At 66.9% G+C, this 13454-nt stretch carries 13 protein-coding genes and 1 riboswitch; of the genes, 10 read left to right on the forward strand and 3 right to left on the reverse strand.

Annotated elements, in window-relative coordinates; all coding sequences use genetic code 11:
* The first annotated feature begins 2 nt into the window (after nucleotides 1-2).
* A complete protein-coding gene (locus tag KQ304_RS01615; protein WP_259735376.1) occupies nucleotides 3-884 on the forward strand; it encodes a galactose mutarotase in 882 nt (293 codons plus the stop codon).
* Here KQ304_RS01615 and KQ304_RS01620 read toward each other — a convergent pair.
* Nucleotides 862-1842, reverse strand: coding sequence for an NAD(P)-dependent alcohol dehydrogenase (locus KQ304_RS01620; protein WP_259735377.1), 981 nt, complete (start codon nucleotides 1840-1842; stop codon nucleotides 862-864). The two genes, KQ304_RS01615 and KQ304_RS01620, sit on opposite strands and share 23 nt — an antisense overlap.
* 217 nt (nucleotides 1843-2059) lie before the next feature.
* Nucleotides 2060-2181: riboswitch (guanidine-I (ykkC/yxkD leader) on the forward strand.
* Nucleotides 2182-2207: 26 nt separating this feature from the next.
* Here KQ304_RS01620 and speB point away from each other — a divergent pair.
* The 8 genes from speB (at nucleotide 2208) to KQ304_RS01660 (ending at nucleotide 9704) form a co-directional block, all read left to right on the forward strand.
* Nucleotides 2208-3413, forward strand: a complete 1206-nt coding sequence (gene speB / locus KQ304_RS01625) for an agmatinase (RefSeq protein ID WP_259735378.1) — start codon at nucleotides 2208-2210, stop codon at nucleotides 3411-3413.
* 4 nt (nucleotides 3414-3417) lie between these two features.
* Entirely contained in the window at nucleotides 3418-3810 is a 393-nt protein-coding gene (locus KQ304_RS01630) for a hydrogenase maturation nickel metallochaperone HypA (RefSeq protein WP_259735379.1), read from the forward strand.
* 4 nt (nucleotides 3811-3814) lie between these two features.
* Entirely contained in the window at nucleotides 3815-4519 is a 705-nt protein-coding gene (hypB, locus tag KQ304_RS01635) for a hydrogenase nickel incorporation protein HypB (RefSeq protein ID WP_259735380.1), read from the forward strand.
* Nucleotides 4516-5901, forward strand: coding sequence for a type III glutamate--ammonia ligase (glnT, locus tag KQ304_RS01640; RefSeq protein ID WP_259735381.1), 1386 nt, complete (start codon nucleotides 4516-4518; stop codon nucleotides 5899-5901). Before hypB ends, glnT begins: the two co-directional genes overlap by 4 nt.
* A 193-nt stretch (nucleotides 5902-6094) precedes the next feature.
* Entirely contained in the window at nucleotides 6095-7072 is a 978-nt protein-coding gene (locus KQ304_RS01645; RefSeq protein WP_259735382.1) for an ABC transporter substrate-binding protein, read from the forward strand.
* On the forward strand, nucleotides 7072-7842 hold the full coding sequence (locus KQ304_RS01650; RefSeq protein ID WP_259735383.1) for an ABC transporter permease: 771 nt from the start codon (nucleotides 7072-7074) through the stop codon (nucleotides 7840-7842). Before KQ304_RS01645 ends, KQ304_RS01650 begins: the two co-directional genes overlap by 1 nt.
* 1 nt (nucleotide 7843) lies before the next feature.
* The gene (locus KQ304_RS01655; RefSeq protein ID WP_259735384.1) at nucleotides 7844-8611 is read left to right on the forward strand and encodes an ABC transporter ATP-binding protein; all 768 of its coding nucleotides are present in this window, start codon (nucleotides 7844-7846) and stop codon (nucleotides 8609-8611) included.
* 34 nt (nucleotides 8612-8645) lie between these two features.
* Complete coding sequence (locus KQ304_RS01660; RefSeq protein WP_259735385.1) at nucleotides 8646-9704, forward strand: aromatic ring-hydroxylating dioxygenase subunit alpha; 1059 nt, start codon at nucleotides 8646-8648, stop codon at nucleotides 9702-9704.
* Here the strand turns inward: KQ304_RS01660 and KQ304_RS01665 are convergent.
* Nucleotides 9661-10521: a sugar phosphate isomerase/epimerase gene (locus tag KQ304_RS01665; RefSeq protein ID WP_259735386.1), complete on the reverse strand. Its 861-nt coding sequence runs from the start codon at nucleotides 10519-10521 to the stop codon at nucleotides 9661-9663. The two genes, KQ304_RS01660 and KQ304_RS01665, sit on opposite strands and share 44 nt — an antisense overlap.
* Nucleotides 10522-10554: 33 nt before the next feature.
* Nucleotides 10555-10764, reverse strand: coding sequence for a hypothetical protein (locus KQ304_RS01670; protein ID WP_259735387.1), 210 nt, complete (start codon nucleotides 10762-10764; stop codon nucleotides 10555-10557).
* A gap of 71 nt (nucleotides 10765-10835) precedes the next feature.
* On the opposite strand from KQ304_RS01670, the gene mgtA reads away from it, so the two are divergent.
* Complete coding sequence (mgtA, locus tag KQ304_RS01675; RefSeq protein ID WP_259735388.1) at nucleotides 10836-13406, forward strand: magnesium-translocating P-type ATPase; 2571 nt, start codon at nucleotides 10836-10838, stop codon at nucleotides 13404-13406.
* Nucleotides 13407-13454 lie beyond the last annotated feature (48 nt).

Consider the following 13454-nt stretch of genomic DNA (forward strand, 5'->3'; position numbering starts at 1 on the left):
CGATGCCCCTGATCCAGCGCACCACGCCCTATTCCCACTGGGAGTTCAGCGCCGAGGCCGGCGGCGATCTGCTGCGCTTGGTGCCGGAGCGAGGTGGGCTGCTCAGCGGCTGGTGCTGCAACGGCCTTGAGCTGCTCTACCTCGATGAGGCCCGCTTCGCCGATCCAGCCCTCTCGGTGCGGGGCGGCATGCCGGTGCTGTTCCCGATCTGCGGCAACCTCCCGGCTGATCAGCTGCCCCTCCCCCAGGGGAATTTCACGCTCCAGCAGCATGGCTTTGCCCGGGATCTGCCCTGGGAGCTGGAGGAGTTGCCGGGGGCTGAGGGCGTGCGCCTGAGCCTGGGCGAGAGCCCCGCCAGCCTGGCGATGTTCCCCTTCCCCTTCCGGTTGCAGCTGGAACTGCGCCCCCAGCCTGGGGCCCTGGCGATCGCGGTGCTGCTGCACAACCCCGGGCCAGAGCCGCTGCCCTTCGCCTTCGGCCTGCACCCCTATTTCGCCCTCAGTTCCCTGGCGGCGGCGGCGCTGGAGGGCCTGCCGGAGCAGTGCTTCGACCACGGCACCATGGCCGCCGCCGCCACCGCCCCGCTGCTGGAGCGGCTGGAGCAGGGGGTGGATCTGCTGGCGCAGCCGGGTGCTGCGGTGCGCTTGCTCGATCGCGGCAGCGGGCTGGTCCTGGAGCTGCAGGCAGAAGCTCCCTTCGATCTGGCGGTGGTCTGGAGTGATCCACCCCGCCCCATGGTCTGCCTGGAGCCCTGGACGGCACCGCGCGGTGCCCTGGTGAGCGGTGAACGGCGGCTGGAGGTGGCCCCCGCCCAGACCTGCCGGCTGGCCTGCCGCTACCAGCTGATCGAGGCTTCCGGAATCAGTCCTCAGGATCCAGCGTGATCACCACATGGCCTTTTTTGTGTCCACTGTCGACATAGCGGTGGGCGGCCACGATCTGCTCCAGGGGGTAGTGGCGATCGATCACGGGCCTGTAGACCCCGGCCTCGGCCAGTTCCGCGAGCTGAGCCACGTCGCCGGCTTTCACGCTCATGGGACCGGCGATCACGGTCTTGTTGCTGCTGACTGTCTGCCAGGGGCTGAGCAGCATGGCGCCCAGCCCCGCCTGAAGCAGCACCAGGCGACCCCCTGGCCTCAGGCAGCGGCGGCTGCGGGCAAAGGGTGCGGTGCCAGCGGTGTCGATGATCACGTCGAAGCTGTCACCGCTCTGGCTGAAATCAGTGTGCTGATAATCGATCACCTGGCTGGCTCCGAGGCAGCGGACGAGATCCTGGTTGGCGGCGCTGCACACCCCGATCACCTCGGCCCCCAGGTGACAGGCCAGCTGCACCGCCGCTGTGCCGACGCTGCCTGAGGCGCCGTTGATCAGGACCCGCTCTCCAGGCTGAACCCTGGCCTGGCGAAGGGCCGCAAGGGCCGTGGTGCCACCGAAGCAGAGAGCGGCCGCTTCACGGAAGCTGAGGTTGGATGGTTTGCGGGCCAGCTGGCCATCCTCCGGCAGGCAGATGTACTCCGCATGGCAGCCCATGGCGGCGTCGCTGAAGGCCACCAGCGGATCACCAGGCCTGAAGCGGCTCACATCGCAGCCCACCGCTTCGACGACACCAGCCAGCTCACTGCCGAGGATCGGCTGCCGGGGTCTGGAGAAGCCGAACACCAGGCGCACGATCAGCCCGAAACCGGCGGGTACCTCCAGGCTGCGGACCCTCCAGTCGCCGGAGCTCACTGTGGTGGCCTTGATCTGGATCAAGACCTCATGGGCTGCGGGGATCGGCTTGGCGATCTCTGTGAGGTGAAGCACTTCAGGAGGCCCGTAGCGCTCACAGACAACAGCTCGCATGGTTATCGCTCCCAGGGCAAGGTGTGGAGACCAAGCCGGTTGGAACTTCTAGTTTGGATGAAGTCTTTCTTGAAATCGCTCCAGAATTTAAAACTTTTTCGTGGCGCATCTGCGCTCATGGGTGCTTTCCCCCGGCCAGCTGATCCCGGCTCGGGATCCACTCCCTGGTAGCAACCGTCACAACGCCACTGCTCAGATGGGGTGAAGGTTGGAGGGCGGAAGCAGTTTCTAGGGTTCCGGTTGGCATCAGTTCGCTGCGGCGTTCTCAAGCCAATGTCTGGTCCGAGAGAAGCTCACCGGGGTCACCCGGTTGCACGGAGGGATAAAAGCCCGGGAGACCGCAACCCCCACCTCCGTGCATTGCCATGAGTGCATCTCCAGGCCCAGAAGGGGCCTTCGACCGGCGTAGAGAGGCGTCGTCAGTGGGCCGCCAGGGCGCCGAGGCCCTGGAGAAGGAGGCCCGCCTGCCGCTCACCGGCTGGCAGCAGGAGGTGGAGCAGGGCCTGCGCTATGGCCTGGAAGCCGCCGAGAGCATCGTGGATCGGCGCATCTCCACCTTCTCGCGCGGCGAGCTGCCCCACTACGCGGGCATCAACACCTTCATGAAGGCGCCCTACATCGAGGACGTGAATCGCGTCGGCGAATTCGATGTGGCGATCCTGGGGGTGCCCCACGATTCCGGCACCACCTACCGGCCCGGCACCCGCTTCGGCCCCCAGGGCATCCGGCGCATTTCAGCCCTGTACACGCCCTACAACTACGAGATGGGGGTGGATCTGCGCGAGTCGATCCGGCTCTGCGATGTGGGCGACATCTTCACGATTCCCGCCAACAACGAGAAGAGCTTCGATCAGATCTCCAAGGGTGTGGCGCACGTGTTCGCCAGCGGCGCCTTCCCGATCATCCTCGGCGGTGATCATTCGATCGGCTTTCCCACCGTGCGGGGCGTCTGCCGTCATCTGGGCGACAAGAAGGTGGGCATCATCCACTTCGATCGCCATGTCGATACCCAGGAGATCGACCTCGACGAGCGCATGCACACCTGCCCCTGGTTCCATGCCACCAACATGGCCAATGCGCCCGCCGAAAACCTGGTGCAACTGGGCATCGGCGGCTGGCAGGTGCCGCGCGAGGGGGTGAAGGTGTGTCGCGAACGGGGCACCAACGTGCTCACCGTGACGGACATCTGCGACATGGGCCTGGAGGCGGCGGCGAAGTTCGCGATTGAGCGCGCCACCGACGGCACCGATTGCGTGTACATCTCCTTCGACATCGATTGCATCGACGCCGGCTTTGTGCCCGGCACCGGCTGGCCCGAACCGGGCGGCCTGCTCCCGCGCGAGGCGCTCAAATTGCTGGAGCTGATCGTGCGCAACGTGCCGGTCTGCGGCCTGGAGGTGGTGGAGGTGTCGCCCCCCTACGACATCAGCGACATGACCTCATTGATGGCCACCCGCGTGATCTGCGATGTGATGGCCCACCTGGTGGTGAGCGGCCAGCTGCCCCGCAAGCAGAAGCCCGCCTGGTTGCACGACAGCAGCAACATGGCCGTCGATCAGAAGTGGAGATAACGCCATGCATGAAGTGGACATGACCAAGTGCCTGCTGCTCTCGATGGAGGAGTGGAAGCGGGGGCAGGAGCCCCAGACCCCCGTGGTGACGGCCGTGCACCTGCAGGTGGGTGCGTTCACCTGCGTGGAGCCCGAGGCGCTGCGCTTCACTTTCGCCGCCGCCGTCCAGGGCAGCTGGCTCGATGGCTCAACACTCGAGATCGAGTCCGTTCCCCTCAGGGCCCGCTGCCTGGCCTGCTCCAGCGCCTACAACCCAGACCCTGAGCGCGCCTACCGCTCCCCCTGCTGCGATCGGCCCATGGAGGAGATCGTCAGCGGCCGTGAGCTGCGCATTCGCTCCGTCGATTACAGCCTGCCGCACCAGATTTCAGATCCCGCCGCCGTTCCCCCGCGCTGATCCCATGCACATGCCCCTCAGCGACACCCTTGGCCTCAATCTGCTGGCCGCCAATCAGCACCAGGCGGAGCACAACCGTGAGCACTTTGAGGCCTGGAACCTGCTCTGTCTCAATGTGATGAGCAGCCCCGGCGCCGGCAAGACCTCCCTGCTGGAGCGCACGATCACCGCACTGGCCCCGCAACTGGAGATGGCGGTGCTGGAGGGCGACATGACCACCCAGCTCGACGCCCAGCGCCTTGAAGCGGTGGGGGTGCCGGTGGTGCCGATCACCACCGGCCGCGCCTGCCACCTGGATGCGGCGATGGTGAGCGGTGGCCTCAGGCAGCTGCAGGCGCGGCTCAACCCAGCCGATCTCGATCTGCTCTGGGTAGAGAACGTGGGAAATCTGGTCTGCCCGGCTGAATTCGAGGTGGGCGAGCACCTCAAGGTGGCCCTGCTCAGTGTCACCGAAGGTGAGGACAAGCCGCTCAAGTATCCGGTGATGTTCCGGGAAGCCGATTGCGTACTGATCACCAAGGTGGATCTGCTCCCTTACCTCTCCATTGACGTGAGCCGCATCGAGGCGCACATCCATGCCGTCAATCCAGAGGCGGTGGTGTTTCAGCTCTCGGCCAGCTCCGGTGCCGGGCTCGATGCCTGGCACCAGTGGTTGCTGGCCACCACTCGTGAGCGCAGCTGCCGGGCGGAGCTGGCGGAGGTGGGATGAGCACTCTGTACTCTCCGGCCTCAACAGATCAACTCACGGAACTCCAGCTCAGCTGGCAGCAGCGCAAGCTCGACCTGATCAGCCAGGGGGTGAGCTATGCCCTGGCCAGTTTCGTGGATCTGCACGGCAGCAGCAAGGCCAAGGCGGTACCCCTGGATCACTTCGAGGCGATGCTCGCCGGCTCAGAGCTCTTCACTGGTGCTGCTCTCGATGGCGTTCCCCAGGATGTCAGCGACGATGAGGTGGCCGCCATTCCCGATCTGGCCTCGGCCACGGTGCTGCCCTGGCGCCGTGATGTGGTCTGGCTGGCCAGCAGCCTGCACCTGCACGGCCAGCCGTTCGAGGCCTGCAGCCGCAACATCCTGATCCGGGCTCTCGCAGCAGCTCAGCGCATGGGCTTTCGTTTCAACCTCGGCATCGAGACGGAATTCTTCGTGCTGCGCCGGGGCGTCGATGGGTCCCTGCAGCCCGCCAGCTCCCGCGACACCCTCGAGAAACCCTGCTACGACCTCCCGAGCCTGCTCGACAACCTGCCCTGGCTCGATGAGCTGGTGCAAGCGATGAACGATCTCGGCTGGGGGGTGTATTCCTTCGATCATGAAGATGGCAATGGGCAGTTTGAAACCGACTTCGCCTATGCAGAGGCGCTCACCATGGCGGATCGCCTCACCTTCTTCCGGCTGATGCTCAAGGAGATCAGCCACCGCCATGGCTTGATTGCCAGCTTCATGCCCAAACCCTTCAGCGATCGCACCGGCAGCGGCGCCCACTTCAACATGTCGTTGGCGGATCCAGCCACGGGCCGCAATCTCTTTGTGGGTGATTCGGCGGGCAGGATCTCCCTCCTGGCGGAGCAGTTCATCGCTGGGATCCTGCGCCATGCCCCGGCGATCTGTGCGGTGATTGCCCCCACGGTGAACAGCTACAAGCGTCTGGTGGCTCAGGGCTCAATGAGCGGCTTCACCTGGGCGCCGGTGTTCATCTGCCACGGGAACAACAACCGCACCAACATGCTGCGCATCCCAGCCGCTGCTGATCGGGTGGAATGCCGTGCCGCCGACAGTGCCTGCAATCCCTATCTTGCTGCGGCGATGATCCTTGCCGCTGGATTGGAAGGCATCCGGGAAGAGCTGGATCCAGGCGATCCCAATCTCGTCAATGCCTACCGGCTCAGCGCCGAGCAGCGGGCCGAGCGGGGGTTGAAGGTGTTGCCACGAACACTGGCTGAGGCGATTGAGGCCTTTGCCGCAGATCCATTGTCGCGCACGGTGTTCGGTGATGCCATGGCAGACGCGTTCATCGACTACAAACGAGCGGAATGGGCCGACTATCACGGTCGGGTGTCGGAGTGGGAGCTCTCTCGTTATCTCGAGTTCCTCTAGAGCCACCACGGCTGCGCGTTTGTTTTCCCTCAAATCCTGATTCTTTTGTCTTTACTTTGCTGCTCAACTTATGATCTCCAATCACGATCCTGATCCCAGCTCCAACTCCAACTCCAACTCCAGCCCCATCGGCTCAGCTGCCGGTTCGCCCTCCAGTCATCAGCGTTCGCGGCAACCACGCCGGCTCCAGCGGATGGTTGGATTCGGCCTGTTGGCATTGATGGGCGGAGGCCTGCTGGCCAGCTGCCAGAGTCCGCCGCAGACAGGCGCCACGCCGGTGCGGATCGGCTACAGCGCCTGGCCCGGCTGGATCCCCTGGAAGGTCACTGAGGAGAAGGGCCTGTTCACAGAGGCCGGGGTTCCGGTGACCCTGCAGTGGTTCGATGGTTACCTCGATTCGATCAACGCTCTCAACGCAGGCCAGCTGGATTGCAACAGCCAGACCCTCAACGACACGATCAGCTCCATCGCCGGTGGCGCCGATCTGCGGGTGGTGCTCACCAACGACAACTCCACCGGTAACGACCAGGTCATTGCCGCCGAGGGCATCACGACGGTGCCCCAGCTCAAGGGCCGCAAGGTGGCCGCGGAGGAGGGAACTGTTGATCACTACCTGCTGCTGCTGGGCCTGAAGCAGGCGGGCCTCACGGCCAGTGACATCGAGTTCGTGCCCCTGGAAACTGGAGCGGCCGCGGCGGCCTTCGTGGCCGAGAGGGTGGATGCGGTGGGTGTGTTCGCTCCCTTCACCACCCAGGCTCTCAAGCGCCCCGGCAGCACCACCCTGATTTCCTCCAAGGAGTTCCCCGGCGCCATCAGCGATCACCTGGTCTGCCGCAGTGAGTTTGTGGAGAAGAACCCCGAGCAGTTGCAGAAGGTGGTGAACGCCTGGTTCGCCACCCTCAAGGAGATCAAGGCCAATCCGGGGCCCAGCCTCACGATCCTGGCGGCCCGGGCGGGGGTGAGCGAGGCCGAATACAAGGAGTACGACGCCGGCACCACGATCTTCACGCTGGAGCAGAACCGTGAGGCGCTCAAGCCCGGCAACACCATGGCTTCGCTGCCCTTTGCCGCCGCTGAGATCAGCACCTTCCTGCAGGAGGTGGGGCTGGCCAAGACACCCCCGGATCTCACCAAGCTCTTCGACGCCCGTTTCGTCGATGCGGCCCCCTGATGCGGTTCTCTGAGCGACCTGCCCTGCGCTCCCCCTGGTTGCTCGGTCCGCTCGGGATCGCTGCGGTGCTGCTGGCCTGGTCCCTGATCAGCCTCAGTGGCGCGGTGGATCCTCTTTTCCTGCCCAGCCCGCCGGCGGTCTGGCAGGCGGTGGTGGAGCAGTTCCAGGAGGGGATCCTGGTGGCCGATGCGATCGCCAGCATCCGGCGAGTGTTCCTTGGCTTTGCGCTCTCGGCGGCTCTGGCCCTGCCCCTGGGCATCGCCATGGGCAGCAACCCGTTGATCTGCCGCCTGCTGGAGCCCCTGCTGGGGTTGATCCGCTACATGCCGGCGCCGGCCTTCATCCCCCTGCTGATCATCTATTTCGGCCTGGGGGAATTGCCAAAGGTGCTGCTGATCTTCATCGGCACCTTCTTCTTCAATACGCTGATGATCATGGATGCGGTGAAGTTCGTACCCCAGGAGTTGCTCGAAACCGCCCTCACCCTGGGCGGCCGGGGCCTGCCGATCCTCACCCGTGTGGTGGCCCCCTACATCGCCCCCCAGGTGATTGATGCCTACCGCATCAACATGGCCTCAGCCTGGAACCTGGTGATCGTGGCGGAGCTGGTGGCCGCCAACGAAGGTCTGGGCAAGCGCATCAGCCTGGCCCAGCGCTTTCTGCGCACCGATGAGATTTTTGTGGGGTTGATCGTGATCGGCCTGATCGGCCTGCTGATCGATCTGGGGTTCCGCGCCGTGCTGCGGCGCAGTTGTCGCTGGGCCAGCTGAGATGCATCTCTCCGTGCATGGCGTCAGCAAGAGCTTTGGTGAAGGCCGTCAGGCCAAGTTGGTGCTCGACGACATCAGCTTTTCGATCAAGTCCGGCGAATTCGTGGCTTTGGTGGGCAGCTCCGGTTCGGGCAAGTCCACGGTGATGCGCCTGATCGCCGGCCTGGAGCGCCCCAGTGCCGGAGTGATTGCCCTCGATGGCCAATCGGTGCGTGGGCCCGGCTCTGATCGGGGCATGGTCTTCCAGAAATACAGCCTCTACCCCTGGATGACGGCGGCCCAGAACGTGGCCTTCGGCATGTCGCTGCAGGGGTTGCCCAGGCCCCTGGTGCGCGAGCGCACCGCTTACTTCCTGGAGGTGGTCGGTCTACAGGATGCCGCCCGGCGCCTGCCGAAGGAACTCTCGGGGGGCATGCAGCAGCGGGTGGCGATCGCCCGCGCCCTGGCCGCCGACCCGAAGGTGGTGCTGCTGGATGAACCCTTCGGCGCCCTCGACCTGCAGATCCGCGAATCGATGCAGGAGTTCCTCTATCAGCTCTGGCAGCGCTCCGGCCTCACGGCGCTCTTGATCACCCACGACCTGGAGGAGGCTTTGCTGCTGGCCCAGCGGGTGCACATCATGGCCCCGCGCCCGGGGCGGATCGTGCGCACGGTGGAGGCCGATCTCGACCGCTCCAACCTGCCCCACCTGCGGATGTCAGCGCCGTTCCTGGAGCTGCGGGAGGAGCTGGTCACCACCCTGCGCAATCTCGATGCCGCCGCCAGTTGAGGGGAACGCCATGGCAGCCGACGGGGCCCCAGTCGTGAGTCGCCAATTCCTCAGCGCTGATCACTATCGCTCGCCTGACGCCGCTGAGCGGGAACGGGCGATCTACGCCCCGCACTTCTGGCATCCACTGGTGCCCCTCTCCAGCCTGCCCGAGGGTTCGGCCCTGGCCCTGGAGTTGCTGGACCTGCCCCTGCTGCTCAGCCATCCCCCCGGCGGACCACCCCAGGTGTTCCTCAACCGTTGCCCCCACCGCGGGGTGGCGCTCCTCTCGCCCGCTGCCGAGGCCCAGGCCTGCCGCCGCCTGGTGTGTCCGTACCACGGCTGGACCTACGGCCTTGACGGCCTCCTGCGCGCCGCCGCGCGGGAGGGGGAGTTCGCCGGAGCCTTCTCACGCCAGGACTGGCCCCTCGTCGCGCTGGCCTCTGCCGTGCGTGGCTCGATGCTCTGGGTGGCGGTCGGGCCCGATCCCCTGCCCCTGGAGCAGCAACTGGACCTGATGGAGCAGGAGCTGGGCGCGGAGCTGGAGCGGCCGCGAGTGTTGCTGGCCAGCCTGGAGCGCGAGCTGGCCTGCAACTGGAAGATTGCCCACGACAACACCCTCGACGACTATCACGTGGCGATCGCCCATCCCACCACCCTGCATCGGCAGCAGGGGCCGGTGCGCCACTACCGCCATCGCTTCGCCATGCACACCAACCTGCTGGCCACGCCGGTGGTGAACCCGGGCCAGAGCGGCTCAGGGGCCAAGGAGTTCCTCACCTTTGGGGCGCCGCCCTGGATCCACTGGCTGGTCTGGCCCGATGGCCGCCTGGCCCTGATCAGCTTTCCGCCCCTCGATCCCGGCCGCTGCCGCCTGCAGGTGTGGCTGCTGGGGGACCCCTCCCAGCAGCCCCGTGGCCAGGAGTGGATCGAGGAGCTGGGCAACTTTCTCGAGGAGGACCGGGTGTTGGTGGAGGCGGCCCAGCGGGGCTACAGCAGTGGTCTGACGCCTGGCCCGGCCCATCGCCTGGAGGCGCGCATCCTGCATCAGCAGGCGCTGTACGCGCGGATCATGGGCCTGGTGGAGCCGCCGGCACCGTCAGCTTCCGCCTGAGCCAGGCGGCCATGGCCGTGTTGATCTCCAGCAGATCGGCCACCGGCTGGTGGGTGAAGGGAAGGGTGGGCAGGTAGCCGTCGGGGCCGAATTCAGGTGTGAGCGTGAAGCAGGGTTCGCCGCGCGCTCGGGCCCGCTGCAGGAACAGGTCCCAGCAGGCCCAATGGGCCGCCAGGGCCTCGGCGTGCTCAGGCGCCATGGGGTGGCTCACCTGAGGACCCTGGGCATGGCCCACCCGGGCATGGATGTGGTCGACCCGATCGGCGATGGCCTGGATCGGTGCCAGCTCCGGAGTCATCAGCCGCTCGCAGGCGACGCACCAGTGGCTCAGATCAGCGCTGAGGCGCAGGCTCGGATAGCGCTCCAGCCAGTGGTGAAGAAGCCAGGGGTCCGCCAGGCTGCGCGAGCGGTGGGTTTCGAAGCTCAGCGGTGCCGGCGCGGCGGCGGTCAGCTCCAGGGCCCGATCCCAGAACCACTGCTGATCGGCCCAGTTCCAGCTGTCGCTGCCGCTGATCACGGTGATGCGCAGGGGATTCAGCCCGCGGCAGCGCTCCAGCTGGTCGGCCAGCTGCCGGAGATGATCGGCTGGTGTCAGGGCGAGATCGGGCACGTAACCGTTTCCCGTCACCAGCTCCAGCACCAGGGCCAGGCCGGCGGCAGAGAACTCAGCCGCCACGGCCTCGGGATCTGGGCCCGAGAGCACCGGATGGTTGAGATTGCTCTCCAGGCCATCAAAACCGTGACGGCGAGCCCGATCGATCACCGCCTGGCGCTGGCCCTCCACTCCCCAGAGGCTGTGCAGGATCAGGCAGCGCATGCCGAGGAGCCCCCCAGGATCTGGGGTCGGGCTTCAGTGGCCGCCGCCGGAATCGCTGACGGAGGCTGTGTTTGACGCGTTCTGCTCCGGCTCCAGCAGGCTGGGTTGGATGCCCAGATACACCGCCTCACGGAAGAGGGCCTGGTGGGTCTGGGCGTCGCCGTTGGCGCGGGCTGCGGCCATGCGCTGGCGCAGGGACAGCACCAGGGCCTGCTGACGCGGTTCCAGGGTGGTGGGAGCCATGGCGGTCAATCCTGCGCCGGTCTTGACCGGGCCTTTGGACCCATCAGCCTATCGAGAGATGCAGCTGCTGGATGGATCCCATCGACAGCCCCGGGAGCGGTGAACCGCAGAGCGCCGACGCCTTCTGGAGCGTGCCGGTGGAGGAGCTGCTGGGGCTGCTCTGCAGCGGCGAGGAAGGCCTGACCAGCGCAGAAGCGGAGCGGCGGCTGGCCAGCCACGGCCCCAACAGCCTCAGGCCACCGGCCCGGGGGGGCGCGGCCCTGCTGCTGCTGCGCCAGTTCACCAGCCCGATCATCTTGATCCTTGCGGCCGCGGCCCTGCTCTCCTTCCTGCTGGATTCCCCCACCGATGGGCTGATCATCCTGGCGATCGTGCTGATCAGCGGGCTGCTGGGGTTCTGGCAGGAACAGGGAGCCGCCGGAGCCGTGGCCCAGTTGCTGCGCAGCGTTGAGACCACAGCCCGGGTGCGGCGCGATGGCATCGAGCAGGCCATTCCCGTGGCTCAGGTGGTGCCCGGTGATCGGCTGGTGCTCTCGGCCGGGGCCGGCATTCCCGCCGACTGCCGCCTGCTGGAGGAGCGGGATCTGAGCCTGAACGAGGCCTCCCTCACTGGGGAGAGCTTTCCGGTGAGCAAGCATCCGGGGCGGCTGCCCGCCGAGGTGCCGCCCTCCCGGCGCAGCAACATGCTGTTTCTCGGCACCCACGTGGTGAGCGGCAGCGGTAGGGCGGTGGTGGTGCACACCGGAGCCGCCACCCAGTTCGCGGCCATCGCCGAACGCCTGCGCGAGCACAGCCCCGAGACGGAGTTCGAGCGGGGCGTGCGTCGCTTCGGGGCGCTGCTGCTGGAGCTGACCCTGGGGCTTGTGTTCGCGATCTTCGCGGTCAATGTGCTGCTGAGGCGGCCCGTGGCCGACTCCATCCTCTTCGCCCTGGCCCTGGGGGTGGGCCTGACGCCCCAGCTGCTGCCGGCGATCATCAGCGTCAACCTGGCCCAGGGGGCCCGGCGCATGGCGGCCCAGCGGGTGATCGTCAAGCGGCTCTCCTCGATCGAGAACTTCGGCAGCCTCTCGGTGCTCTGCTCCGACAAGACCGGCACCCTCACCGAAGGCCAGGCGGTGGTGCAGCGCAGCTGTGGCATCGATGGCGGCGAGAACCCGGCGGTGTTGCTGCACGCGGCGGTGAATGCCAGCTTCGAGACGGGGTTCAGCAACCCGCTCGATGGGGCGATCCGCGCTGCGGCCTGCGCGATCGATCTCTCCGCCTGGCGCAAGCTCGATGAGATCCCCTTCGACTTCAACCGCAAGCGGCTGAGCGTGCTGGCCTGCGCCGATGGGGCCCCGGTCCTGATCACCAAGGGAGCCTTCCTCAAGGTGCTGGAGGTGTGCGACCGCGCTGAAACCGCCGACGGCGCCGTTGTGCCGCTGGCGGCCGTTCTGCCGGAACTGCAGCGCCTCTATGCCGCCTGGAGCGCCGAGGGGGTACGGGTGCTGGCGGTGGCGGTGCGGCGCTGGGAGGCCGAGGCGACCCTGGTGCCCCGGGCGATCAGCCGGGCGGATGAAACCGGTCTGGCGATGCTGGGCCTGCTGGCGCTCTCCGATCCGCTCCGTCCTGGGGTGCAGGCCACGGTGGCCGAGCTGGAGAGGCTGGGGGTGCGCCTGAAGATGATCACCGGCGACAACGCGCTGGTGGCGGCCCGGGTGGGACGGGAGGCCGGCCTGCGCAATCCCGAGGTGCTCAGCGGCTCCCAGCTGCAGTTGCTCTCCGACGCCGCCCTGCCGGTGCGGGTCGAGCAGGTGGATGTGTTCGCGGAGATCGAACCGAGCCAGAAGGAGCGGCTGATCCTGGCCCTGCGCCGCAGCGGCCATGTGGTGGGGTATCTCGGCGATGGCATCAACGACGCGCCTGCCCTCCATGCCGCCGACGTGGGCCTCTCGGTGCAGGGGGCGGTGGATGTGGCCCGGGAAGCGGCCGACATCGTGCTGCTGGAGCCCGACCTGGCGGTGCTGGTCACGGGCATCCGCGAGGGACGGCGCACCTTCGCCAACACGCTCAAGTACGTCTTCATGGCCACCAGTGCCAACTTCGGCAACATGGTGTCGATGGCGGTGGCGTCGCTGGTGCTGCCGTTCCTGCCGCTGCTGCCCAAGCAGATCCTGCTCACCAACCTGCTCACCGATCTGCCGGAGATGACCATCGCCTCCGATCGGGTCGATCCGGAATGGATCAGCAGCCCGCACCGCTGGAGCATCCCCTTCATCAAGCGCTTCATGGTCACCTTCGGCCTGGTGAGCTCCGGCTTCGACCTGCTGACCTTCGTGGTGCTGCTGCACGTCCTCCATGCCGACGCCGCCCAGTTCCGCAGCGGCTGGTTCGTGGAATCGGTGCTCTCGGCGGCCTCGATCGTGCTGGTGATCCGCACCCGGGGGCCCCTGCTGCACAGCCGCCCCTCCCGGGCGCTGGTGGCGGCCACGATTGCTGTGGCCGCCCTCACCCTGCCCCTGCCCTGGACTCCCCTGGGGCGGCTGTTCGGATTCGTGCCCCTGCCGCCGGCCTTTCTGCTGCCGTTGGCCCTGATCCTGGCGGCCTATGTGGCCAGTGCCGAGCTGGCCAAGGGCTGGTTCTACCGGCGCTGGAGTGGCTGAGGCAGGCCAGCCTCCAATCCCCACCTCGGTAGGGTGATTGCAGGTTCC

Source organism: Synechococcus sp. CS-1329 (assembly GCF_025128055.1).
GTDB lineage: Bacteria > Cyanobacteriota > Cyanobacteriia > PCC-6307 > Cyanobiaceae > Regnicoccus_A.

Coding starts and splice junctions, on each gene's coding strand:
- KQ304_RS01615 (WP_259735376.1), top strand. CDS start 3: ATGCCCCTGATCCAGCGCACCACGCCCTATTCCCACTGGGAGTTCAGC.
- KQ304_RS01620 (WP_259735377.1), bottom strand. CDS start 1,842: ATGCGAGCTGTTGTCTGTGAGCGCTACGGGCCTCCTGAAGTGCTTCAC.
- speB (WP_259735378.1), top strand. CDS start 2,208: ATGAGTGCATCTCCAGGCCCAGAAGGGGCCTTCGACCGGCGTAGAGAG.
- KQ304_RS01630 (WP_259735379.1), top strand. CDS start 3,418: ATGCATGAAGTGGACATGACCAAGTGCCTGCTGCTCTCGATGGAGGAG.
- hypB (WP_259735380.1), top strand. CDS start 3,815: ATGCACATGCCCCTCAGCGACACCCTTGGCCTCAATCTGCTGGCCGCC.
- glnT (WP_259735381.1), top strand. CDS start 4,516: ATGAGCACTCTGTACTCTCCGGCCTCAACAGATCAACTCACGGAACTC.
- KQ304_RS01645 (WP_259735382.1), top strand. CDS start 6,095: ATGGTTGGATTCGGCCTGTTGGCATTGATGGGCGGAGGCCTGCTGGCC.
- KQ304_RS01650 (WP_259735383.1), top strand. CDS start 7,072: ATGCGGTTCTCTGAGCGACCTGCCCTGCGCTCCCCCTGGTTGCTCGGT.
- KQ304_RS01655 (WP_259735384.1), top strand. CDS start 7,844: ATGCATCTCTCCGTGCATGGCGTCAGCAAGAGCTTTGGTGAAGGCCGT.
- KQ304_RS01665 (WP_259735386.1), bottom strand. CDS start 10,521: ATGCGCTGCCTGATCCTGCACAGCCTCTGGGGAGTGGAGGGCCAGCGC.
- KQ304_RS01670 (WP_259735387.1), bottom strand. CDS start 10,764: ATGGCTCCCACCACCCTGGAACCGCGTCAGCAGGCCCTGGTGCTGTCC.
- mgtA (WP_259735388.1), top strand. CDS start 10,836: ATGGATCCCATCGACAGCCCCGGGAGCGGTGAACCGCAGAGCGCCGAC.